At 59.5% G+C, this 23,309-nt stretch carries 25 protein-coding genes and 1 pseudogene; 4 read left to right on the top strand and 22 right to left on the bottom strand.

The window, feature by feature from the left end; all coding sequences use genetic code 11:
* Positions 1–34: 34 nt before the first annotated feature.
* The 20 genes and pseudogenes from B7Y43_RS09125 to B7Y43_RS09030 all read right to left on the bottom strand — a co-directional run bounded on the left by B7Y43_RS09125 (position 35) and on the right by B7Y43_RS09030 (position 14,479).
* Positions 35–874, bottom strand: coding sequence for a hypothetical protein (locus B7Y43_RS09125; protein ID WP_374131392.1), 840 nt, complete (start codon positions 872–874; stop codon positions 35–37).
* A 6-nt stretch (positions 875–880) separates the two neighbouring features.
* Positions 881–1,027: pseudogene (locus B7Y43_RS09120) on the bottom strand (HNH endonuclease); the annotation flags it as partial.
* 308 nt (positions 1,028–1,335) lie between these two features.
* Complete coding sequence (locus tag B7Y43_RS09115) at positions 1,336–3,072, bottom strand: relaxase/mobilization nuclease domain-containing protein (RefSeq protein ID WP_374131331.1); 1,737 nt, start codon at positions 3,070–3,072, stop codon at positions 1,336–1,338.
* Positions 3,073–3,331: 259 nt separating this feature from the next.
* A complete protein-coding gene (locus tag B7Y43_RS09110; protein WP_374131330.1) occupies positions 3,332–4,024 on the bottom strand; it encodes a lytic transglycosylase domain-containing protein in 693 nt (230 codons plus the stop codon).
* A gap of 3 nt (positions 4,025–4,027) precedes the next feature.
* Positions 4,028–4,366 carry a DUF736 domain-containing protein gene (locus tag B7Y43_RS09105; RefSeq protein WP_374131329.1) on the bottom strand — a complete coding sequence of 113 codons (339 nt, stop codon included), beginning with the start codon at positions 4,364–4,366 and terminating at the stop codon, positions 4,028–4,030.
* Position 4,367: 1 nt separating this feature from the next.
* On the bottom strand, positions 4,368–4,943 hold the full coding sequence (locus B7Y43_RS09100; protein WP_374131328.1) for a S26 family signal peptidase: 576 nt from the start codon (positions 4,941–4,943) through the stop codon (positions 4,368–4,370).
* Positions 4,940–5,494 (bottom strand): DUF2840 domain-containing protein, encoded by a 555-nt coding sequence (locus B7Y43_RS09095; protein WP_374131387.1) that lies wholly within the window; start codon positions 5,492–5,494, stop codon positions 4,940–4,942. The genes B7Y43_RS09100 and B7Y43_RS09095 overlap by 4 nt, the downstream gene beginning before the upstream one ends.
* A gap of 254 nt (positions 5,495–5,748) precedes the next feature.
* Positions 5,749–6,636: a replication initiator protein A gene (locus tag B7Y43_RS09090; protein WP_374131327.1), complete on the bottom strand. Its 888-nt coding sequence runs from the start codon at positions 6,634–6,636 to the stop codon at positions 5,749–5,751.
* 8 nt (positions 6,637–6,644) lie between these two features.
* Complete coding sequence (locus tag B7Y43_RS09085; protein WP_374131326.1) at positions 6,645–6,911, bottom strand: AlpA family transcriptional regulator; 267 nt, start codon at positions 6,909–6,911, stop codon at positions 6,645–6,647.
* Positions 6,912–7,051: 140 nt separating this feature from the next.
* Complete coding sequence (locus tag B7Y43_RS09080; RefSeq protein ID WP_374131325.1) at positions 7,052–7,582, bottom strand: DUF2285 domain-containing protein; 531 nt, start codon at positions 7,580–7,582, stop codon at positions 7,052–7,054.
* Positions 7,557–7,841, bottom strand: a complete 285-nt coding sequence (locus B7Y43_RS09075; protein WP_374131324.1) for a transcriptional regulator domain-containing protein — start codon at positions 7,839–7,841, stop codon at positions 7,557–7,559. The genes B7Y43_RS09080 and B7Y43_RS09075 overlap by 26 nt, the downstream gene beginning before the upstream one ends.
* Before the next feature lie 157 nt (positions 7,842–7,998).
* Positions 7,999–8,262, bottom strand: coding sequence for a DNA -binding domain-containing protein (locus tag B7Y43_RS09070; RefSeq protein WP_374131323.1), 264 nt, complete (start codon positions 8,260–8,262; stop codon positions 7,999–8,001).
* 159 nt (positions 8,263–8,421) lie between these two features.
* Entirely contained in the window at positions 8,422–8,634 is a 213-nt protein-coding gene (locus B7Y43_RS09065; protein WP_374131322.1) for a helix-turn-helix domain-containing protein, read from the bottom strand.
* Positions 8,635–8,785: 151 nt separating this feature from the next.
* Positions 8,786–9,109, bottom strand: coding sequence for a DUF736 domain-containing protein (locus B7Y43_RS09060; protein WP_374131321.1), 324 nt, complete (start codon positions 9,107–9,109; stop codon positions 8,786–8,788).
* A gap of 672 nt (positions 9,110–9,781) precedes the next feature.
* Positions 9,782–10,210 (bottom strand): hypothetical protein, encoded by a 429-nt coding sequence (locus B7Y43_RS09055; RefSeq protein WP_374131320.1) that lies wholly within the window; start codon positions 10,208–10,210, stop codon positions 9,782–9,784.
* A gap of 99 nt (positions 10,211–10,309) precedes the next feature.
* On the bottom strand, positions 10,310–10,753 hold the full coding sequence (locus B7Y43_RS09050) for a hypothetical protein (protein ID WP_374131319.1): 444 nt from the start codon (positions 10,751–10,753) through the stop codon (positions 10,310–10,312).
* Between the two features lie 82 nt (positions 10,754–10,835).
* The gene (locus B7Y43_RS09045) at positions 10,836–12,680 is read right to left on the bottom strand and encodes a ParB/RepB/Spo0J family partition protein (protein ID WP_374131318.1); all 1,845 of its coding nucleotides are present in this window, start codon (positions 12,678–12,680) and stop codon (positions 10,836–10,838) included.
* A 131-nt stretch (positions 12,681–12,811) separates the two neighbouring features.
* On the bottom strand, positions 12,812–13,225 hold the full coding sequence (locus B7Y43_RS09040; RefSeq protein WP_374131317.1) for a DUF2958 domain-containing protein: 414 nt from the start codon (positions 13,223–13,225) through the stop codon (positions 12,812–12,814).
* A 13-nt stretch (positions 13,226–13,238) separates the two neighbouring features.
* Positions 13,239–13,448 (bottom strand): hypothetical protein, encoded by a 210-nt coding sequence (locus B7Y43_RS09035; protein WP_374131316.1) that lies wholly within the window; start codon positions 13,446–13,448, stop codon positions 13,239–13,241.
* Positions 13,445–14,479, bottom strand: a complete 1,035-nt coding sequence (locus B7Y43_RS09030) for an ArdC family protein (protein WP_374131315.1) — start codon at positions 14,477–14,479, stop codon at positions 13,445–13,447. The genes B7Y43_RS09035 and B7Y43_RS09030 overlap by 4 nt, the downstream gene beginning before the upstream one ends.
* 739 nt (positions 14,480–15,218) lie before the next feature.
* Between B7Y43_RS09030 and B7Y43_RS09025 the strand changes: the two genes are divergently transcribed.
* Positions 15,219–16,475 (top strand): AAA family ATPase, encoded by a 1,257-nt coding sequence (locus B7Y43_RS09025; protein ID WP_374131314.1) that lies wholly within the window; start codon positions 15,219–15,221, stop codon positions 16,473–16,475.
* Here the strand turns inward: B7Y43_RS09025 and B7Y43_RS09020 are convergent.
* Positions 16,414–17,193: a hypothetical protein gene (locus B7Y43_RS09020; RefSeq protein ID WP_374131313.1), complete on the bottom strand. Its 780-nt coding sequence runs from the start codon at positions 17,191–17,193 to the stop codon at positions 16,414–16,416. The two genes, B7Y43_RS09025 and B7Y43_RS09020, sit on opposite strands and share 62 nt — an antisense overlap.
* 222 nt (positions 17,194–17,415) lie before the next feature.
* Here B7Y43_RS09020 and B7Y43_RS09015 point away from each other — a divergent pair, with 222 nt between their 5' ends.
* The 3 genes from B7Y43_RS09015 to B7Y43_RS09005 all read left to right on the top strand — a co-directional run bounded on the left by B7Y43_RS09015 (position 17,416) and on the right by B7Y43_RS09005 (position 22,018).
* A complete protein-coding gene (locus B7Y43_RS09015; protein WP_374131312.1) occupies positions 17,416–18,972 on the top strand; it encodes a S8 family peptidase in 1,557 nt (518 codons plus the stop codon).
* Between the two features lie 113 nt (positions 18,973–19,085).
* Entirely contained in the window at positions 19,086–20,468 is a 1,383-nt protein-coding gene (locus B7Y43_RS09010; RefSeq protein WP_374131311.1) for a toll/interleukin-1 receptor domain-containing protein, read from the top strand.
* Complete coding sequence (locus B7Y43_RS09005) at positions 20,465–22,018, top strand: hypothetical protein (RefSeq protein ID WP_374131310.1); 1,554 nt, start codon at positions 20,465–20,467, stop codon at positions 22,016–22,018. Before B7Y43_RS09010 ends, B7Y43_RS09005 begins: the two co-directional genes overlap by 4 nt.
* Here B7Y43_RS09005 and B7Y43_RS09000 read toward each other — a convergent pair.
* On the bottom strand, positions 22,015–23,304 hold the full coding sequence (locus B7Y43_RS09000; protein ID WP_374131309.1) for a hypothetical protein: 1,290 nt from the start codon (positions 23,302–23,304) through the stop codon (positions 22,015–22,017). The genes B7Y43_RS09005 and B7Y43_RS09000 overlap by 4 nt on opposite strands.
* Between the last annotated feature and the right edge of the window lie 5 nt (positions 23,305–23,309).

Here is a 23,309-nt window from a genome sequence, read left to right as displayed (position 1 = left end):
GCACGCGCTGGTGGTAACCCGAAGGCCGCGTGGACTATTCTCCGATAGTCGTGCCGCCTGCCGCCATCAGACGCCGGGTGAAATCCGCGAGATCAAGCCACTGGATGTCGCCGCCGGCAGCAAGCGTCGATACCATCATTCGGTTCGACGAAACGACGCCCTGTTCACACTGGTCAGCTGTTACTGGCAGGCGAACCGCCATCGTCAACAATGGCTCACCGAAAAGCGACACTGCAATCAATTTCGCCTCGCCTGTCGGGATGAGCGCAATGACGTGACGCGATTCGCGATTCGCTTCCGATTGCAAAAGAACGTCCCGGAACTGCACTTTAAGCCCGGTGACGAGCGCGGCGACACTTTCATTGTCGCCCTGTCCCCAGGCCGCATTGCGAAGCGGTTTGGCTTCGGGGCTGAACGTCCAACGCGGACCGAGCACTAGATGTGCGAACCCGAAGGCGATCTTGATGATGCCGCGCCTGACCACCGTCTCGTTGAACTCGAATCGGGTCTTAAACTCCGACGTATGCTGCGCTTGCGCGGTGGCGACGCTGTCTTCGACCGACGTTACCTCGCTGCCGTCAGGATTAAGCATCTTCCGGCCGGTGCGTGCTACCTTGGCGTGTATTCCCTTAACGATGCCGGTGACCTGTTCGCGACTTCCCGACACTTCCACGCATTCAGATCCATCTGGATTGACCGCTCTGTCGACAATAGGTCGCGTGTCATAAGACACATCGCCGACCGGCGGGATCCGCATCTCATATGCCGTGCCCGTCTGCATCGACCTCGCCTTCATGACTACATCGGGTATCCTGCCACTATAGCCGGGAAGTCCAAATTTCTGGCGCTCAATCGAGATAATCTGCTCGCGCATTAGGTCGCCATCGGTCGTCTCGCCAAGTGTGCTGTTGCAACTTTCGCAAACGTCGAATGTGCACAGGGCATCCGGTCCACCTAGCGCAGCTGGAATTATATGTTCGCGCGAGGGGCGGAGCTTGCGGTCGCCCGCCTCGCCTTCAGCCAGCATCACTTCGTGGCAATAAATACAGCAATTCATTCTTGGCCCAATCTTCCTATTCCCTTACCCGCTGGCCCGTAAGACGGTCACCCCGGGATCGGGTGCTGGATCGCTCTCATAAACCCCGCGATCGATCGTTCACACCAGATAAGGCCCGAGCCCTTGTCAAACATCTTAACGAGGGCGACGAGCGTGGACCAGGTCAGCAAAGCGTTACGGTCCCAGATCGGCACTGTGATGATAGATGGCCGAAAGGAAGTGCCTCTTCTTCGGTTACCTCAGAGTTTCCGGGCGGTTAACGGCCAGAATTCATCAATTCACACCCCCAGCTCACGCTTGCGACCAAAGCTCCAATCAACCCCACCGTCATCGCGCATCACGCCGGATATATGTTTGCCGAGTTGATTGTCGAGCGATGGCGTCCAGGGAACGAGGCTGAATCCAAGTCCATCGTCGATCATGGCATAACGCCCAGATGCAAGGGTAATCCTCTCACGCACCGTTCCCATCACATATTCGCCGGGTTGAGATCGGCGGTGAGGCAGGCCAATTTCTCGGGCCAGCTTTTCCACTTGCCTATCAATGTCACCGCGTTCGAGCGTGGCGAGAAGATCGCGGGCGAAGACAATGCGTTGCCCGTGCCTGCGCGCCAATCCTTCTTCGATCAGATGTTCGGCGCGCGCTTCCATCGCCGCCTCCACCTCCCGGCCAAACCCGCCGCCAAGATCATGACCGTCACTGGCGAGGTTACGTCGATCGAGCCAAGTGACGCCGGGGGCATCAATCTGCGCGGACAAATCCATCTCCGAGCGCACAGCCAGCGCTACCCTCTGCTTCCCCTTCCGGTCTTCAAACTGACGCAATTCCACGATGGAGCCGGGATGCGCATCGCCGGTCGCATCGAGGTCAGGCAGAACGACATGATGGGTTCGGCCATCGATACCGTCGATGATCGCGTAAGCGGTGCCATTCAGCTCATCATGAAGGCCGCGATCAACCATGCGCCCAATGATCTTGTGATGGGCAATATCGGGCTCAAGCTCAAAGGCAGACACCTCGCGTTCGATTCCGCGCTCGCCAAGTGCTCGGTGCATTCGTTTGATAATATCGCCGCGCGTTCCCATCTCGCGTAAACTCGCTTCGGCATCGTCGTGCAGCACCCACACTCCAGGGTCGATTTCAGAAGCGAGCCCCAAGCGTTCGAGTTTGTGTAGCCTTCCCATTTTATGGACATGGAAATCATCGGGCCGACCATCAACGGGGATGCCCAAGTCGATCATGCCATCGCGCTCAAGCGTTCGCGTGAGGCTGCGATCAAGATTGGTCCAGCGTTCAACGTCGATCTGGCGTTCGAGCGCGCGCGATATGTCGAGGTCTGTGCGCAGGCCCAATTCCTGGGTGACAAGATTGCGAGCCTGAGCGCGCATTCCCTCACCGATATAATCTCGGGCGATAACGAGATCGCGTGCATCATCTCCGATGCCGCGCACGATAATATGGATATGGGGCTGGCCGGTGTTCCAATGCTCGACAGCGACCCAATCCAGATGGGTGCCGAGATCCTTTTGCATCTGCACCATGAGGTCACGGGTGAAATCCTTGAGGTCCACCATCTCGATCGCGTCCTCGGGCGAGACGATGAAACGGAAATGATGGCGATCATCGGCGCAGCGATCGGCGAACACATCGCGGTCAATTTCTTCACCCTCTGCGCCGAACAGACGGCCTTTCTCACCATCTCGGGTAACGCCGTCCCGCTGGAGATAATTGACATGCGCTGCGAGGGCGCCCCGGGTGCGCCCTTGCCGAACCACGCGCGCCTTGATGATCACATTGCGCGAGCGATGGGATACCCCGCGCATGGCAACGACACTCGCCACCTTGCCGCGACCAAAGCGCGAATTGCTACTCGATGAGATTGTGCCCTTGCGTGTGACATGGCCGCCAGCCTTGCGCGTCGCAGCGAGCACCTGGTTGATAATCGGGCGGGTGCGCTGAACGCGGGTGGATCGGATACGCCCAGGCCGGATACGCAAATCATTGTCGCGGTCCACAGCTAAGCGTGCCGCAATGTGTGGCAAGGCAGCGCAAAACTGCCATTTCTGCGAAAGCCGCAATGTGCGCTGCCTTGCCACACATTGCGCCGTGATCCCCAAACTCCTTGGAAAACAAGGAGCCGACCGCCCCAGAAACACCATGCAATGTGCGTTCTTTTATCTTGCCATCGTCCCTTCCCCTCCACCTCCAAAACCTGAGACCCCACCGACAAAGCGCCATTCCACGCCAGAGTGCGACAGGCTTGCATGAGCAGATTCATTGCGAAGAATGACCAGAAAGAACGACAAACAGCCCGCCAAGGGAGGTGTGCGGAGCGACCGGAACACGGGCGGGAGGCGCAGATACAGCATCAGTTGGGATGCTGGACGCGCGCGGTGCAAAGATCGCCGCGCGCGTCCAGGCATAGGGATCGAGTGCGACGGAAATGTTCACCGGACGCTGCGATCCATCAAGAGCTGGCGCGATCTTTGCTACATAATTGCGGGTTTCGGCGGGCAGCGCGCGGCCCGAATTGAGATAGGCTTCATAGCGTCCCGGCCCCGCATTATAGGCAGCCAGAAATCCCGGTGCGCCGTAGCGGTCGTGCATCTCGCGGATATAGGCTGCACCCGCCATGATGTTGGCACGGCGGTCATAAGGATCGGCACCAAGGCCGTAACGCGTGCTCAATACGGCCCAGGTGGCGGGCATGATCTGCATCAATCCCATCGCCCCGACAGGCGAGGTCGCGTTCACGCGGCCCGCACTTTCGGCGCGCATCACAGCGTAGATCCACTGCTCGGGAATGCCAAAGCGCAGCGCGGCATCTGATACAGCCGTTGCAGCGCAATTGGTGTCGGGTGATATCGCGACGGATGCTTGCTCCGCGGATGCCGGTTCGGCGACGAGCGTTGCGGACGCAACAGCGACGACGCAGACCCCGAGCATCTTGGTGTGGGCGATACGCATGGCTCAACCCTGCCCCTTGCGTTTCGTCGGACGGTTCCACAGCAGAATGTGCGCCGTGGGGTCGCTGCCGGACTGGAACAGGTTGGCGTAGATTGGCTGGATCAATGTCGGATCGTCGATCAGCAGCGAGAGATAATTCCCCGCCTTCTCCCCGACACGTTTCCAGCCTGCACCGACTTCGACAGCATCGTCATCATCGCCAAGCATGATCCGGTAATCCGGCGCGTTCTCGGCGTCGCCGGGATCGGTTTCAACGATCCGCAATTCGGCATCGATTGTGAGGCATTGAATGCGTCCGGCAAAGCCGTTGGGCATGGATTCAAAAAGGCCAATCTGGGTCATGTCAGTCTCCTTCAGGGTGAGATGTGGGGGATTTCTGGTGCGGGTCGGCGAACCAGACATGGCGGCCGTCACCTGCTTCATCGGTCCAGACCGGCATGGCATGACCAACGATGTAGGTGGATGGGAACGTCTGGAAATAGCGCCCGTCGAGGCTATCGTTGACATTGAAGTTCATCAGAAACACCTCGCCTTCGCCCAGCGTGTGACAGCCCTTCCACGTCCTGAGCGGACGCCCCAAGCTGTCGAGATCGCGCGCGAACCCGGCCGTCTTGCCGTCAATCGTGATGCGATTTCCAAACCGGCAAACCCGCTGGCGCATGGTGGCGGCAATGAATTTCATGAGCGGCACGCCGCGCGGCAAATAGCCGCGGTTGCTGAGCGTTTTGGCCAGCCAGGAGGGCGGATTGGCCGCGATCAAGTCGCCGCGCTGATAATGCTTGGCGGGTCTGATGACATAAAGGCCAACCGGAACGCTGGGGCTGGCATTCCAGACTAGACGGGGGATCGGCGGGAAGAATGCGGTCACCGATGTGGTCGTGATGACGACCAAGGCGATGAGCGCGAACCGCGTATTCATGAGGTCATTCCTTCACGCAAAAGCCAGGCTTGATGGCGGGCGAGCGAATAGCTGCGCGGCGGCAGTCCTGCTGCGAGCCGGTTGTGGATGTGTCGCCAGTGATCCGGAGCAACGTCTTCGGGCGCGATACCGAGCGCCTCGATGGCGTCGATGGCGCGCAGCACCTGCACGACCTTCGGCCAGCCATGCAGGTGCAACAGGATCTCGCCGCCCGGATCGACATGCGGCAGCGTTGAAAACGCCTCGCCGCGCGACACCGCGCGCACGATGTCGATGTTTGAGCTGACCGTGCCATAGTCGTTCGCCGCCCACCGGATGAACGCGAAGATCGCGCCCGGCGCAAAGGTGACGACACGGCGGCGGCGATCTATGATCCGGTCGCCTGCCTGCCTGCCGAAGCGCAGCCAATGTTCCCGGACGCCTTCCTGCCAGAATAGCTCGACATGGGTGAAATGGTCACATGGCGATGGTTTGCATTCCGGGCCATCAACATGGGGCTGCCCAGAAGGAGCGGCCGCACTTCCAAGGGAGTGACAGCCCCCTGGGTGCAAAGTTTGTGAGTTGAGTCCGCGATTTCGGAAACCAGTTCGCGAATCATGGAACGAGTCCGCGAAACTCGGAACACCGACAAATCGCCTTGCCCGACTTTGCGTTAGAAAGAATCCGTAGGATTCTATGTTAGCATAGTTAAGGGGCAGAATTTCGCAGCATCTGCAGGGAGTTAAGGCCCATTTCGGTTTCCGATAGGCCGACTCTGCGGTCAACGAAAGGCCGAGCTCACCGGTCAATGATAGGCCGACCCGGGTCATGGCTTATCCACAGGCGCCAGCCCGAAAATTCGGGCGGCCTTTTCCAGTGCATCAACGGGGAGCGCAGTGAAGTTTAGCCGCTCACGGCCCAGCGTCGTTTCGAGGCGTAGAGTGTAACCGGGAAGCGGCTGCCGCAGCACGATCCGGCGCAGATCGAATGCAAATTGTTTGCGCGGCGACAGCACGCCGGACTTCAGATAAAGATGCGATACATCGAAGCTCCAACCGCCGGTCTGATGGCCGCCATGCTTGCGCACCAATCGGTAAAGCCAGCGCTCAAGCCCGCCGGTAAGGTCAAAATAAGCGCGGTCGATGGTCAGCACGAGCGCGGAATCGATGACGGCGCTGTAGAACCAATCGGGCAGGATTAGCTCGATACCCAGTGGCCGTCCGGCACCATCGAGCCGCTCTTTCCATTCGTTGATCCATGAAAAGCGATGACGGCGGCGCTGCGAGGGCTGACGGATTGAGGTGGCAATGGTGGTCGACTGGAGCCGGTCGAGCGCGGCTTTTAACCGTTCATAATTATGCCCCGCAGTACCGCGCCCCGTGAACGTCAGAACCTCGTGGGGCGTCGTTGCCATCAACCGCGATGTTTCGCGGCCATTGTCACGCGCTTCGACGATCTGGCTGGCAGCCCAGATCAAAATGTCGGCATCCCAGATTGTCGCCATTCCGTGTTCGGGGGTGGCTTCGACGTTGACGCGGACGGTGCCCATCTCGAAATCAATCGGCTTCACGCGCTTTGATTTGGCCAGGCTGAAGAAGGGCCAGCTCATCAGATCCTGTGCATCGCGCGGCGCAAAATCACCCGGGATCGTGCGGAACAGATCGAGCTGCACGCGGGCATCCGTGTTGATGTGCAAAGATCGCGGCGCGTGCATGATCGCGCTCAGCGCCGCACGGCATCGATGGGAAACCGCTTGGCGGGATGGACAGTGCCGATACCTTTATCCGAGGTGGAACGGCGGGTTCCAAGGTCGGCCCAGGCATCAAGATCGACGATGGCATAAACGATCCGCCCGCCAAGTTTGCGGAAAACCGGTCCGGTTCCATAGCAGCGGTGCTTTTCAAGCGTGCGTGCTGACAGACCGATATGGATCGCCGCATCGGGCGTTTTCAGGAAGCGCGGCGTCGTTGCATGAGGGATGGCGTCCATGATGATCCTCCGGTGATGAACCGGCAAGAATGGGCCGGTTGGTCTGCGTCGGAGGCGCTTCTGGCGGATAATGGGCAGGTAGGAGGGGTGGTTAAAGTGAAGGGGTCGAAAATGTCACCCCCTTGGCCGAAGGCCGAACATCAGCGGCCAAGCAGCAGATCGCGGTATCCGCCCGTCATCATATGCTTGGCTTCGTCGATCATGCGGTGGGTGCGGCGGCGCTGCGACGAGCCCTTCCACTCCGCACGGCCCATCGACGCGCCATTGCGATAGAGCAACGCGGATGCCATCTCGCGTCGGCTTGCACCCGCCCTTTCGGCATCCAGCAGATTGAGGAGTAGAAAGAGGCGGCCGCGTTGAAATGCGGTCGGCAGATAATCTCGCGGCGGTCGGCCGCAGGCCAGGCCGCGCAGCCCTTGTTCAAACCGGGTGATCGCGGCGATCCGCAAGCCAAAGACCCGATCTACTGGAATGGTCACGGCAAGCGATACACCCGGACGCGGGTCGCGCAGCCATAAGCGGTACGTTCCGGCCGCAGCCGTGATGACCATGTGGCGACCATCTGCCGCTTCATGGTCGGCGACTATGGTACCAAGCGCTCCAACGTCGATTTCACCCGGTTCGGCGAAATCCGGGGGTGCTGCATCAAGGATGATGGTCGTCGGTGACAAGACCGGTTCCCAAAGTACGGGTGCATCCTTTGCCGTGACATCGGGAGCACATGGGAAAGATCATGCCCCACCGCCGGGCCAGCACCTCCCATTCATGTCGTTCGTCGATGCCGCCCGCCGCAATGAGCGTCCTGGTCAGTTCATAGTCCTGGCGATAGTCAGGGCTGCGGCGGACAAATTCCTGCGCGCAATCGGCATAGTCGAAATCTGCAAATTGTTCCTGGGTCGCCGGAGACCGCCAATCGGACTGGTTGCGCATACGCTCACTCCACCCACGGCCCTGTTCAGACCAAGGCGGCGAATCATTGCCGCAGGGGAATCCGAGAGAAGCCCCCAAACATTCGTGCAGCTATGTGGCGTTGGGAAGAATATCTGTATGAATAGGCGGGTATTTTTACCTGACTTTCAAGAACACGCTATTGCAAACGCGGTTCGAGCAGGTGCCGGTAGCCGGTGTTCGACATCCACAATGCGCGGGCAAGATGGCTATCATGGACGGTCTTCGCCCGCTCGGGCTCCTTTTCAGGATCGAGGCCGAAAATGATGCGCACCACCTCGCGCCAGTCGGCATTTTCAGCCGCTGCATCGAGCAATCGCAGATAGGTCGCAAAATGACGTTCGTCATAGCTATTGACCCGCAGTGTCTGCGGCGGCTCGTCCTGAAAGGCAGGAATCGTCATGCCTTCATTCTCGCATTCATTCCCTTCGGAATGATTAGGAGTATAGCATGAATCCCACCAAATTGGAGCGACTTGCATAGCTTTGGGGAAGGGGAAGCTTCCCCCGCGAAAGGGGCAAGCCGATTATGGCAAGAATACAGCCTTTTGCGTGCCTGCCGATCAATCCTTGCTGCGCAGAAGATCGATCGGATCGACCTCCAGAACTGCGGCGAGCTTCTCCAGCATATCAACCGTGGCTGCGTGTTGTTCACGCTCCAGCAGCCCGACATAGTTGCGATTGATGTCGGCACGGTCGGCGAGTTCCTCTTGCGACAAGCCTTTGGCATTGCGCAACTGGCGTAAATTTCTGGCGACGATCTCCCGGAGTTTCATGCGCGGGAGGTCGCCGGTCTCCCTAGTATATTGCCACCCAGTATATTAGGTATTCGTCGAATTGCGATACTCAGCGGCGATTTAAATTTTGCGCGCCGCCGACAGCGCAAAGCCCCGCCCGGCAGAGCCGGGCGGGGTATGATGCGTTCGATCAGTCGCCGTTTGACCTGCGTGCGCGCGACCAGATGAGGTTGAAAGTCTTGCCATCTTCATCATCGAACAGGTTGGCGAAGAGCGGTGCGGTGAAGCTGGGATCGTCGAGCTTGACCGACAGATAGGCGCGGCCTTCGTTCGAGGTTTTGGCCCAGGCGGCTCCGATTTCGGCGCGACCGACAAAGACCCGGTGGGTGGGCGCGTTTTCATTGTCGCGGGCGTCTTCGGGAACGATGCGGACGTTCTTGGTCTGAACGCTCATTGTGACGATCTCGCCCTTGTACGTTTCGCCAGTCTTCGTGAATGAACCGATATTTGCCATGATATTTTCCTTCGATGCTTCGAGCCCGCGCCCATCGCGGCCTCGATGGCTGGTGACAGGCAGGGGCTTGCACCTGCTGCACCTGAAAGGCCGCAGCGCAGCGGAGGACGGTGCGGACACATGTTTCTTGTCTCGCGAGGAATGCGCGTGGTCGGGGTTCCCGTCGCGTTAGCGATGGGGTGGCCACCGCAGGGGAAGAAACTTGGGGCTAACCGTTGCAGCAAGGGGGCAAGAGGCGCAGCCGACCCCTGCAACCAAAGCCATTCGAAGAGGCCGTATGGGGTGGGCATCGCTGCATCCGGGCAAGGAATTCTGGCAAATCCGTTCGGTCATTCGCGCTGTTTGCGTAAACCCCACGCGAGATCGCTGCCGATGATATACGCAGAATCAGGGGCGCATCGTTGTTCTTAGTAGATGCGCGAGACAGTGGGAGCGCCATACACCTCCGCTTCGGCCGCGCCGCAATCGGAAGGGCACCACCCGTCAAAGCCCGAAGGCCGATCCTGATGTCGGCAACGAGGTAATCCCAAAACTCGCACCGCTCTTCGCCAACCTGTTCGGTGATGAAGCGGCTGCTCCATCCGCTGATGCGCCGCCTCGCACCGTCCGGGCGGGTCCGATGACAAGCAATCATACCCCGTCCGGTTCTGCCGGGCGGGGCTTTGGGTCAGCTTACCTGATTGATGGGTTCGGCGAACGCGGCGGGGTCGCCGCAACACGGCTCCAGGCCATCGCGCCGATCAGCGCCGCTCCCGCGCAGGACAGGATCTGCTGCCACGCGGTCGGCGGCATGGCGGCCGCCGCAATACCATGCACGGCATGGTATCCGGCAAAGGCCGCAGGGGCAGCGAAGGTGAGCGCGATCAGTGCGCGCAGCACCGGCGATTTGATCGTGGCGATCAGGATATGCGCGGTTGCCAGTGTTACAACCGCAATGCCGAAGCCTGCCACCAGCGCGGCAATCAAGCCCGCGCCGCTGTCAAAGGCCCAGATGCCGACTGTAATTCCGCAAAAGAGCGGCAGCGCATAAATCGAAAGGGTGACGAGTAAGGCGCAGCATAGCAGCACGGCTACGGCGATCAGGGCAAATCCAACGAGCATATGCGCCCTCCTTGCAGGGTTCTCACCCACTGGACGCGCTCTCCACCACCACCACAGCGCAACATGTCCTATCATTATTGCTCCAAGCGGCACGGTATCTCAATCGGCAATGACCAAGGGCGGCACCGCGAACGATGCCGGTTTGAGATAGGCGTGGATGGCGCGGATCGATCCAAGCTGCGTGATGGTCTGTTCGTGCAAAACGACATGATCGTCCTCATCGACCGAATAGTTGAATGGCCCATGCTTGCCGTCAAAGATAATGCGTTCAGCGCCAAAGCTGCCGGGGCATGAGCCTGACCAGCGGTGATAGGCAATGCCGTTGGTGCCGCAAAATTGCTCCAGCGCATTGAAGGAGCCCCATGACACCTCATGGGCATAGAGGGACAGCGGTTCCCCCTCGACGTGCGCGTCCGGGCTGAACGGGTCGCCGTCCCATTCAGTGCATTGGGTTTCATCCCGGATCAAGGCGCAGAGCGCCTGATACTGATCGCACGATACCGCACCACCAATCACGATGCTCGCAGATACACGGTCAGCCATGACCAATTCTCCCATATGACGCGCGCGCAAGCGCGCTAATAAAGCAAAGCAAGAGGCGGCGGTTTCCCGCCGCCTCCGCTCGTCACGCCGCCTGCCGCTCGGGTTCGACCTCGGCCTCGTCCGCGTCCAGCACCTCGGCTGTCTCATCCGCATCGTTGCCGGGTTCCGGCAAGAAGGCGGCAGCCTCTGGATCGGGATCGGTCTGTTCGTCGGCCTCCGCCTGCCACTTGACGCGGTTGGCAGCGGCCACCGTCGCCACCCCGCCCCGCTCGGTGTAAGCGGTGGGCGGGAACGCCATCCAGCGCGGCACCCAATGATCGCGCTTGGCGCGGCCATTCTCGCCGGTCAGGAAGTCATTGATGACGCCCTTGATCGTCTTGCCCTTCTCCGCGACATGCGCCTGCGCCACGGTATCGCCGCCGACTTCGCGCAAGATTGCGGTCAGCACCTCGCGGTCGCGGATAAGGTCAAGAAAGGCCGCATCCGCCAGCCAATAGTCCGCCATGTCGATGCCGATATGCAGACCGACGCTTTCGATCAGGCACGACCCGCTCGCCAGCGTCTCCGCCATGACAACGCCCAATATCTCCATGACTGTGCAATCGGGGATTTCCAGAAGCCGCGCGAACAGGCCGGTGATGCCCTCGATCGGTTCATGGCCCTTCGTGACTTCGGGCGATTCAGGATCGAACCCCAGCACCGACAGCACTGCGCGGCGGCGCTCGTCGAAGCGGGCTTCGGCAACGCAGGCCTCAACGCTTTCGGTCACGGCCTCATTGCGTGACCGCTGGCTCTGCACCTCCACCCGCCACAGCGGCGAACCACAAATCGCGTGAGCGACCATGACGCGAAGCGCCAGCGACGGCTGCGCCGCCAATGCCGACCGCACCGCCGCATGGCGGTGCAGGTCGATATAGCCGGTCATGGCGGAGGTGATTTCGGGCCGCGCGGGTGCGGACTGCTTGGCCCCGTCACTGCCGCCGTCTTCGCGCTTGCGCGCTTCCTTGCGGGTCAGATAGCCCTCGTGGAACGTCACTTCGCCCTTGCCGTTCACGTCGATATAGATGCGACCGCCTTTGCGTTTGGGCGTCTTTTCATATTCATACGACTGGAAATAGACACCGGCAGGGACGATCTCGACCGCACTCCACCCGTCTTCGAGATAGGCGGCTTTGCGCCGCTCGATCTCGGCGGACTGCGCTGCCCAGAACTGATCGGCATCGGCGAAATAGCCATCATCCTCGAACATATCTTTGACGATGGGGCCGTCAAAACTGCCGAGGTCGAACAGCGCCACACTGGTTGAGATTGAGGCACCGCCAAACAACCATGCTTTCAGCTGCGCTCCGCGCGGGGCATAGCCGTCTGCATCCTCAAATAGCGCCAGCCACGCCTTTTGCTGCGCCTTGGTCGCAAGCGTAAGGTGCTTGACGGTGGCCGCGTCAATTTCTTCGGCACGGAAGGCTTCGCGGATACGCGGCAAAAGATTGCCGAGCGCCAGAATGCGCTTCACCTGCAATTGCGTGAGCGCAAAGGTCGCGGCAATATCCTCGACGCTGCGGCCTTCCTTCACAAGCCGCGTGTAGCTTTCCCATTGCGTGACCTGATCGGGGGCTTGCCGCAGCATATTCTCGATCATCGACACTTCCAGCGCCTCGGCATCGTCGCCTTCACCCAGGGTGATGCAAGGGAGCGTCACGTCATCCTTGCCCTGCCGCGCGGCTTCAAGACTGGCGAAATAGCGGCGCTTGCCCGCGATGATCTCGAAATGGCCGGGGTTGCAATTGGGCCGCACGAACAGCGGCGAAATCACGCCGCGCTTGATGACAGATGGCAAGATGTCGGTAATGTCGGGCGGCTTCTTGCCGCTGCGCATATTGGCTTTGGAAACCGATAGCCGGTCGAGCGGGATATGGTCGATGTGCATGTCACTTACTCCTTCGCTTGTGGGTGGCCCCATCCTCGGGGCATCTTGGGGGGCAGTGAGGATGGGGCCGGTTTTCCGTGCGGGACGATCCCGCGCGGGGTCTGCCGCAACCTTGAATCTCTCGGGGGAGATCAAGGCGACGGAAGCTCGTTGGCGCGGGCGGCGGCTGCGGCCTCAAGCCGCGCTTCCTTCTCGGTGATGCGCCCGATCAATCGGGCCGCATCGGCGTAAACGGTCAGCGGGAAGCGGCCTTCAAAACACAGGTCGCGCTCGATGGTGAGGCCCAGCGGCAGCGTCACCGCCGCGATCTCGGTCAGGCTCGCCGAACCCAGTTCGGGGCAGCCGAAGCCCAAATCACATAGCCCGAACAGCGTGTCACCGTCGGCGTCGAGTTCGGAAAACAGCCACGTCGCAGCACCGCAAGGGTTGAAGAATTTGACCACGGGTGCGGGGTCAGGTTCGCGCAAACCGCGCTGCATTGCTTCGTGATGGGCAGCGGCATTGGCGATCAGGCGCGCGCGTAAGTCTTGGGTCAGCAAAAGCATGGGACCGCTCCTTTCAAAACATCTCGATCTGGTTGCGGGCGTTGGTATCGAACAGGCCGTGATCGGCGGGACGCTGGGGCTTGCGCGGCTCCAGCGGCGCATTGGCGCGGATGGCGAGCCGGTCGCGGGGAGTGATCGGCACAACCCCATAAACAAGCGTCTGCTCACCGAACGGCGTTTGCTCGGACGCAAGCCGGTCTTGGGCGGGGAGCGCGGCGCTCATGCCGCGCGCGCCAAGGTGCATTCGCTGTCCCGAACGAAGGCCAAGAGGAAATCCGCCGCCTTGCTGGCTTGGGACGCCGCCTTGAAAATGGCGCGATTATCGGCGCGCAACACGGCCAGCCACGAACCGAGATAATCGGCGTGGCGAACGGTGGGGACGATCCCAAGCGCAGCACAAAGATAGGCTGACGCCAATTCGGCGCAAAGTTCCTCGCGGGCATAAAGCGCCGAACCGAACCATCCTGACTGCTCACGCGCCAGCCGTTCCTTGCTCCCCGCCCAATGGCCTAGCTCGTGCAGGGCCGTCCGGTAAAAGTCGATCTGGTGGGTGAATGCCGGTTGCGGCGGCACCTGCACATAATCGCCGCCCAGATCATAAAAGGCGCGTGCGCCGCCAATGCGGAAATCCGCACCCGTGGCGGCAATCAAGCCTTCCGCGCGTTCATGCTGTTCGCGGGGCGGTAGCGGCGTGGGGTCGGCTGTCAGCCGTGCGGGCAGTCCGTCACACTGCGCGGCATTGAACACAACAAAGCGTTTGAGGAACGGAATGGAGCGAGGTTCGCCCTCCGCTTCTTCTCCCTGCTCGCGCCCATCTTCGGGGGTGAAGCGGTCGGCATAAAACACCGTATGCCCGCGCTCACCTTTGCGGACGCACCCGCCAGCGGCCAAAGCCTGCCGGAAGGTCAACCAATCCTGCGACGGGTAACAGCCTTCAATGACCGCGCCCCACAGGATAAGCACGTTCACGCCCGAATAGGCTCGGCCCGAAACGGCGTTGCGGGGTAATCCCGGCACCGCCGCCGCCGAACTCCAAGGCTGCGCCCACGGGAAGCAACCGGCTTCAAGCTGGGCGATGATCTTGGCCGTTACCTCGTCATACAGCGACACGCGCGAAGCCGCGCTTCCGCCTGCGCTGTCGCCAGCTTGGGCACCATGCCGTGCGCGCGCATCCTGCTTTGTCCTGCCCTTCGCCTTTGCTTTGCCAGCACCGCCCTTGCCGCTGCTCCGCTGTGCCCTGCCCTGATCCGCCATCGCCGCCTCCTTGCTTAAAAACCACACCGACCCCGGAGAGGCGGGGTGGGCGGCAAAATGCGACCAGAGAGGCGGGCCGCCAGCAGGCGCACCCGAAGGGCTGCAACACAGTGAAAGACCCGAGTCCTGAGCTTGTCGAAGGGCCGGGTTGCGCCTGCTGGCGGTTCGCCTAGCCGGAAGCGCCGCCCATCCCGCTTCTCCGGGATCGGCCACAAAAACGTCGGCGCATCCGCGCCGTCCGCAGGCACCCTGCTCATGCCAATGATGGCGAGAGCGACCAGCGATATGACATCAGCAAAAACCGCACCCTGAAAGGAGGCGTTGGCAAGAGGGTCTGTGCAGGATTTCCAGGGCGGGGATAGTCGTTCTGGTAATCCTGCGCTGACCCGGCCGATGCCGGTTCAGAGTGCGTGCGGGGCCGCGATCAAGCCATCGCACCCTGTCCGATTTCCAATCGGCAGAGTGTGACAACAGTCCCGCTCATCATTTGGGGCGTTGCGGGCACTCCCGCAGAAGGGGTCTGACAAAACCGCGCAGCGGGTTGGTCAGCAGGGGAAGGCCTTCCCCTTCTGAAGAACCGGAATATCGCGAATCTATTTGCACGCACATGGCGTGGATGTCGAAATCGACGGCTAAACCGCAACGCAAAGCCTGGATCATGCAACATCGCCGTGGAATTTAGCATCATTTAACGAATTTACGCAACATATGGTGATTGCAATGCACCTGTCGGGCCGCTATGCGCATCATCATGGCAAAAAACGCAACGCCACAACGGGATTCGGTCATGGAACACTTTTCAATCGTTCAGGCGCTCTGTCGCGCCGCAATGGCGGACGCCTCGCCTGCCCTGCGCAAGCAAGTTGAACGACTGAGAGACGCATTGGCAAAAGATGGCGAGGCCAAGCAATCAAGCGCCCTGACAAGCATCCTGACCACCGCTGACCGCACCAAAGAGCTTGCGCCAAGTCGTATTGAACGGTCGAAGGCACCGCTTGTGGGCGAGATTCTGGGCCGCAATACACCTGTGCCCGTAGATCGGGAAACGTCAGCCGCTTTGGCCGAAATCATATTCCCCACCGATATCGAATCCTCGGCGCCTTTGTTCAACGCCACCGTTCGGCAAGCGATCGGGACGATTGTCGAGGAATGGGAGCATTTCGATGCGTTGGCAGAGATTGATATCAGGCCGTCGAAGACGTGCCTGATCTATGGCGCACCGGGCACCGGCAAGACACGCCTGGCCCTCTGGATCGCGCGCGAGCTGGATTTGCCGGTTGTCCTCGTAAAGCTCGACGGCCTTGTTTCATCGTTTCTGGGAACAACCGCGCGCAACATCGGAAATCTTTTCACTTTTGCCAATCGCTATCGCTGCGTGCTCTTGCTCGACGAGTTCGATGCGATCGCCAAGGTGCGCGACGATCCGCAGGAGGTCGGCGAGATCAAACGCGTGGTCAATGCGTTGCTACAAAATCTCGATATCCGCCGGGACGTCGGGTTCACTGTCGGAATCACCAATCATCCCAAATTGTTAGACCCAGCAGTTTGGAGACGTTTTGAAGTTCAACTTGAAATCCCAAAACCCGATTTCGAGATGCGGAAGGTAATTGCCGCGCATTTCATGCCGCCGGTCAAGGCACCCGACAGCCACTTGCGCCTGATTTCGTGGTTTACGGAAGGGGCCACCGGCGCCGAAATCGAATCTCTCGTTCGGACATACAAGAAGGCCACAACCGTTCGTGAAGAGGATAAGCGCGGCCTTTTGGACACGCTGCGCCAGTTTGCGACCTTGAACGCTGCCCGTGTTCAGAGCGAGCGCCGGGCACTGCTCTTTGAGGACTCCACCAGCCTGTTCCGGGCGATGCGTGACGATCCCATTCTGAACTTCTCAATGGCCGATATCGGAGAAATTTCGGGCAAGGACAAATCCACGGTCAGTCGCCAGCTTGGGAAGCAAGCCGCTGCCTTGAGTGAAGGTGAGGTGCCAAATGGCTAGTCCGGTACAAATCGTTCTCAACCCGGAAAACTATGAAGAAGCGCGGGTCACAAATGGCGGTGGTGGGCGGAAGGATTTCTTCGCGCACCGTGACCGGGAATTTCGTGCACACCAGACCGCGCTTATCGGACAGCTGGAAACCATTTCCGGGGTACTGAGCGCCCAATCGCAGGGTGACGTGGGCTTCGTGAAAGTCGTTCTTCGCCGGGAGGCATGGGCAAAAAGCCATCGTCCGATGGCGACGCTGTTCAGAAATGACCGGACGCCAATTGTCGGTGGGGATGATTTGGGCGTCATGATCATCGAAGCGCGACCAAGCACAATGCGTCAGGTCGCGGCGGAGATCGCGAAAGCCGAAGCACATACTGAAATGCGCTTTGATCCTAACAGGGAAAAGGAAGTCCCCCACCCTTCTTCGCAAAAGAGCGAGGCGGGAGCAATCGACCGTATCGAGATATACGGGCCGACTGACCGGCGCAATTTTTCGCTGGAGGACGCGGTCGCCTGGCTCTCCAATCCGATGACCGGGAGCGGCTATCAAGTCGAACTCTTCGAGCCCCTTCCCGCTCGTTCGGAATGGGATCGGCTCGACAATGGCCACCGCCGGCTGGTCGAGAGTTTTGTCGCGGGATTCAACAGCCTCGAATATGGCGTTACAGTGGAGCGGTTGCCCAATCACCGCCCCAAGCAGCCCTTGCTTTCCGTGCGGCTGGACCAATCTACCGATCAGCCAGTTCTTCGCCTGGGCGAGCCATCGTCAGGTGAGCGCCGCCGGGACATCGCGGTGTTCAATCCTGATCTTGAACGTCATGCGCGGCTTTTGGCGTTTCTCGACAAACACCCCCTTGTCCGACGAATTGAACTTCCCGGCATTGTTGTCCGGTCAGCGCTTCCCGCCAGCCCGATCGCAATCGCGCGTCCAACCCAGGCGATTGTGCCTGTGCGCGATAGCCGGAGGACACATCCCCGCCTTGGCGTGATCGACGGCGGGATCAGTCCAGCATTGGCAGACTGGGTCATTGATCGTTGGGATATTCTTGCCGACGAGGACGCTGATCTCTCACATGGCACGTTCATTGGCGGATTAGCGACGATCGGCAACGCGCTTAACGGACCTCATATCTGCCCCGAAGCCGATGGCACCGAACTCGTCGATGTTGCGGTTTTCCCTAACGAGCGGAAAGCCGGGGCATTCGCATCCTATTACCCCGAGGGGCTTCCCCAGTTTTTTGACGAGATGGAAACGGCAATTTCCGACGCGCGAGCGCGGCACGGTGTGCGCGTGTTCAACATGAGCCTCAACATTCTCCAGCCGGCAGCTCCGGATCGCTACAGCCCCCATGCTGCGCGGCTGGACCGGATTGCCGAATCCAACAACGCGGTTATTTTCATTTCAGCAGGAAACATTGCGCCGCAGGATCTTCGGGCTGAATGGCCCGCCGATGCAACCGCAGCCCTTACTAACCTCGCAAATGCCCGTAACGATGCGCTGCACACCCCGGCGGAGAGCGCCAGGAATGTCGCCGTCGCTGCGCTCAATCCGCCAGGCCTTGATGGGTGCATTCCCTTCGCTCCCACACGTTTTAGCCGGCGCGGGCCGGGCATGAGAGCAAATGTAAAGCCCGATCTTGCGCATGTCGGCGGATCGGGAACCCAGCACCCGACGCTGGGGCACGGCCTGTTTTCCATTTTGCCTGACGGTTCGATCATCGATGGCTGCGGAACAAGCTATGCTTCGCCCCTTGTCGCAAAGACAGCCGCGGTTCTCGATCATGCTATTGAAGGGGAAATTTCACGCGAAAGCCTGATTGCTCTGCTGGTTCACCACGCCGAAATTCCTGAACCGCTGCAATCGAAAATTCTAGCGCCGGTCGCGCGGCATCTGGTCGGCTTTGGGATGCCGCCGTCGGCAGATCAGATACTGGAAACAGGCGACCATTCGATAACGCTCGTTTTCGCATCGCGTATCACTCACGGACAGCAAATCAATTTCCGCTTCCCCTGGCCCGCATCACTCGTCGGTCCTGGCGGAAAATGTCGCGGACGGGCGAAACTGACACTCGTTTCGACGCCGCCGCTTGATGCGAGATTTGGATCTGAATTTGTTCGCGTAAACATCAACGCCACGTTGCAGCAAGAGCAGACAAAGGGTTGGAAGAACCGACTTGAACCGCTCTATCTGCCATCCAAGAGGGAGGCTCCTTTAGTTGAAGCGGAGCGAATCGAACACGATCTGAAATGGAGCCCGGTCAAGGTCCACGCCAAAACCTTCAAGCAGGGTGTTGGGCCATCATCCAACTGGCGGCTGTTCGTGGAATATTTGACAAGAGCTGGCGAAGTCATGCCCGAAGAAGGCGTGCCATTCACCGCTATCGTAACGATCAGCGATCCTGATGGCGAGAAACCCGTTTTCAACGATATGCGACAGAATCTCCAGGCGTTGGGAACGACCATCGCGGATATAAGAACCGCCGCGCGGATTACGCCACGCGTATGATACTGAACGATCAACAGCGCTGCCAAATTCGGAAAGATGGGTGTCAGAATATGCCAGTATTCGGCCACTTTGAATCTGTCGTTTCAGCGCAATGCATGAGTTCCGCGTGAAATATGACTGACGAACCCCAAACTCGCGAAACGATCTTCATCTCCAAGGCGACGCCCGGAGACGATGACTTCGTGCTATGGCTCGCGCCTCGACTGGAAGCCGCGGGCTACCGTGTTTTTGCTGACATTATGCGCCTTGAGGGCGGCGACGAATGGCGCGGCAAGCTGACAGCCGCATTGCGTGACGATGCTGTTCGAATGCTCCTTTGCTGTAGCGACAAGACTTTGGCTCGGCGCGGCGTCAAGGAAGAGATTTCGATCGCAGAATCGCTTGCCGGTAAGCTCAAAATACCCAACTTCATTATCCCGCTAAAGCTGGAACCTTTCGATGCCATCTTTGGTGTAGCCGGGCTTCAGTATGTGGATTTTTCCGAAGGTTGGGCGAGAGGCTTGACCGCGTTGCTCACGACCCTGGAGAAGCAGTCCGTGCCGCAGGCCGGCGACGGGATAATTCAGCCAGCATGGGCTCAGTATCAACGGCGCATGGCCATCATGGTTCAACGCTCGCCCGAAATCCTCACGACGAACTGGCTCCGCGTGCTGGGCATACCAGATGAAATGTCGCTCCTGGTGCCTCGAAATACGTGCGACGAGCGAAAGCTGGCAAAGCTTGCGCGATCTTGCGCCCTGCCGATGGTGCCATTTGGTCGCGGACTGCTGACGTTCGCTTCACCCCTAGAACTCGAGGAGCATTTCGAGAGAATCGGCGCTTTGGTCGAAGACGCCGCGATCGACGTCGCGACCTTTCTTGCCGATGGCGTCGAGGCGCTCTCGATCAAGCCGCGCGAAGCCAAAAGCATCATGAACAACCTGCTTCGTCAGGCGTGGGAGAACCATTGCAAAAGTCGCGGCCTATTTATGAGAGAATATTCAAGCGGCGTCTCCTTCCACGTTGACGAGACAATGCTGGGGATTGGCAAGCGCGTCGCATGGGGTACGCAGGGACAACGACGAAACTCCATGCTGCGCAACAAAGCGAAAGGAAAAGTCTGGGAATATGGGGTCAGCGTCGTGCCGAGCCTCTTTCCATTTCCCCACCTGAAGCTGAAAGGCAGGGTTCTGTTCTCCGATATCGGAGAGAAAGACAGCACAGTAATCATAGCCGACAAACGCACTCAACATAGATTGCGCCGATCAGTGTGTTCTGGCTGGCGAAACAAGGCCTGGCATGGTCGGATTATGGCTTTCATGGAGCTGCTCGCTGGCGAAAGCCCCTACATCGATCTGGCCGTCGGCTCAGGCGGCAGTATCACGCTGGACGCGATGCCGATTCAGACGACGTCGCCTGTCACGGCTCAACAACAATTCAGGCAGGACGAGGATGCCGAAGAGACCGATGAATCGACAATAACCGGCCAACGTCAGGATGAGGACGAAGCAGCATGAGGTTTGACGAAGTCTCCCTGCAAACCGTCTTCATCGATGAACCGATGCTCGGCTTCGGCCATGGCCAGTCGTGTGACCACCCCAAGGATGGCCTGTACCTGTATGGGCCCGCCTCTCCTCCCGAGAGAGCGGACATTTCGATTGGGGTGGTAGGAACCGCTGCCGGAATCGCGCTGCTCAAGAAATGGCTCGGTGCCATCCAGGCCGCCATTCCAATTCCGCCGCGCGGCAAACGCGATAAGCCTCACAGGCTACACCTGTCTGATTTTCCCGGAATCGAGGAAGGGTTCGGCCTGCGCGTCGATCCCGACAAGCTCACCGCCTACGCGATCGAAGACAGTGCGGTGCGCGCCGCAGTCAATGTGCAGAACCATCATGAGGCTGTCTCCCGGACGGTTGACCTTTTTCTCGCCCCCATCACCCGTCATGTAAATGAGGAAGAGCGACCGATTGACGTCTGGGTGATCGTCGTGCCCGAAATCGTTTTCGAGACGTGCCGCCCCCAGATGGGTGGTCGGCGCAAGGGTGAACTCAGCACCGGCGAACTTGCGAAGCGTCAAGGCTCGCGCTCCGACCTCCCTTTGCTTGCGGGGATTCTGGATCAATCTCTGGAAGCGGTGTTTGATGACGTCCCTGATTTTCATAGGCAGGTGAAGGCCCGCCTGTTGAAGACCAATCAGCCATCGCAACTGGTTCGCGAGACAACGTTGGCGCCTCACGAATTTGTCAACAAAGCGGGCTATCCAATTCGTGGCACCCAAGCCGCCGCCACGGTTGCCTGGAACCTGGCCACGGGTCTGTTCTATAAAACACAGGGCGATCCTCCATGGCGGATCGCCGGCATGCGGCCCGGCGTCTGCTATGTGGGCCTTGTCTTCAAGCTGCTGCCAAACCACCCGCAAAACCACGCTTGTTGTGCTGCGCAGATGTTTCTGAGCGAAGGCGACGGTGTCGTTTTTCGTGGCGCAAATGGCCCGTGGAAGACCGACGATCGGGAGTTCCACTTGCCGAAAGACAAGGCCAAAGCATTGCTATCCATGGTCCTTGAAACCTACAAAACACGCTTTTCAACATATCCTGCCGAACTCTTCATTCATGGTCGCACCAACTTCTCGGACGAGGAATGGCAGGCATTCGCCGAGGCGGCACCTCCCGGTACGAACGTGGTCGGCGTGCGCATCAAATCCACCTATGGCGAGACCAAGCTCTACCGGGACGGAGACTATCCGTGCCTCAGGGGCACGGCCCTTCTACTCGGTGATCGCGACGCCTATTTGTGGACCGCTGGATATGTCCCCCGCATCGATACCTATCTTGGCCCCGAGACGCCCAACCCGCTCTACATCACGACATTGCGATCGACCGGGGAAATGCCCGCATTGACGAGCGTACTGACCGACATCATGGGGCTCACCAAGATCAACTATAATGCCTGCAACTTCAGCGACGCAGTGCCGGTGACGATCCGCTTTGCCGACAAGGTCGGCGAGGTGCTTGTCATGGGTAGTGCGGCAGGCTCTGAGCGCCAGCCATTCAAATTCTACATCTAAGAGGGCGTGGGCCGGATGCCTTTGCTCGAATTCTTCAACTCCGTCACACCTTTGGCCTCGTCGAGCTGAGCGAGAATATACTCCATAGCGAAGTCCTTGGGGCGCACCCATTCATTCGTGTCGCGGATCCGTCCGATCAGCTGCTCAAGCCCCGCGTTGAAACTGCTTTCCGCGCGGAAGTAATGAGCAAATGCATGAAATGACGGATAGTCCATGACGATTGCTGCGCCGCCCAGATCGTCCAGGCTGTCGCACGCCTTCGCATAAGCGGCACCTTCGTCGTCGAACAATTCCTTGATAATCGCGATGCCGATTAGCTTGCGGTCACCAACCGCGAAGTCCCAATTCTCACCGCCGACAACGATCTCGGCGATCGGCTGTCGCAATAGATAGCGAAGACCTCCTCGAATCTGGGTGAGCGCGTCAGCATGCTGGCTGCGCGATGCGCGTCGTTTGCGATCAAGGGTTCGGTTCAAGCCAGACTCCGTATTCGGACTGTCCTTCGCCTGTATCAGCAGTACGTGACTGCAGGTGACGACCATAACATCAAGGATCTCCTTGTTGGTATCACGACGCCGGGGATTAAGGACGACCTGGTCGGCGGCGAACGACCGTCTCAAACCGGCGACGATATCGCGCTCCTGGAAGTAGCCGGGATTGGTGCGCGTGAGGCTGTCGTAGCTGAAGTCGGCGCTCCCGCGATAATCATTTCCCGCAACGGTCGCATCCAGGACGAAGATATCATCGGGGGCTAGCGCCTCCTTGAACACGATCTGGATTGCCGCCTCGTCGTCCGTGCTCGTTCTGATTCCGAACCAGTCCGACAGTGCTGCGAACAAGCCCTTCGCGGTTTCCGGATGATATGTCAGCAAGCCGAATTCGGTCCCGTCGATGAGACAGCTTCCACGATCTTCAACGGCGGCGCGATAGCTCATCCATTCCCGGCTCCGATCGTCGAAGAAATAGACGTCCAGCTCGTCATATGTGAGCATTTCGAGTAGGTCGCCGGTGTGCTGATCGTCAGCGAACAGTAAGGAAGCAATGGTCAGCGGTTCATCCCCATCATCGAAGAAGGCCGTCGTCAGGGCGACTGTCAGGCCAGATGTCGACATCATCGGCGCGAGATAGAAGGCGAAGCCACCATTCACTTTCGCCGCGAGAATCGCTTCCTTCTGGCCTTTCACCACCAAAGAAATCCTGCCCGTTTCAACATGACGGAAAGTCAGCAGGCCACCTGCAAACGACCGTATCGCCGGGATCAACTCTGGATGCAGGATTGTCAGCAACGGAC

The sequence above is a fragment of the Sphingomonas sp. 28-62-20 genome (assembly GCF_002281505.1).
This window is presented reverse-complemented; position numbering and strand designations above follow the sequence as displayed.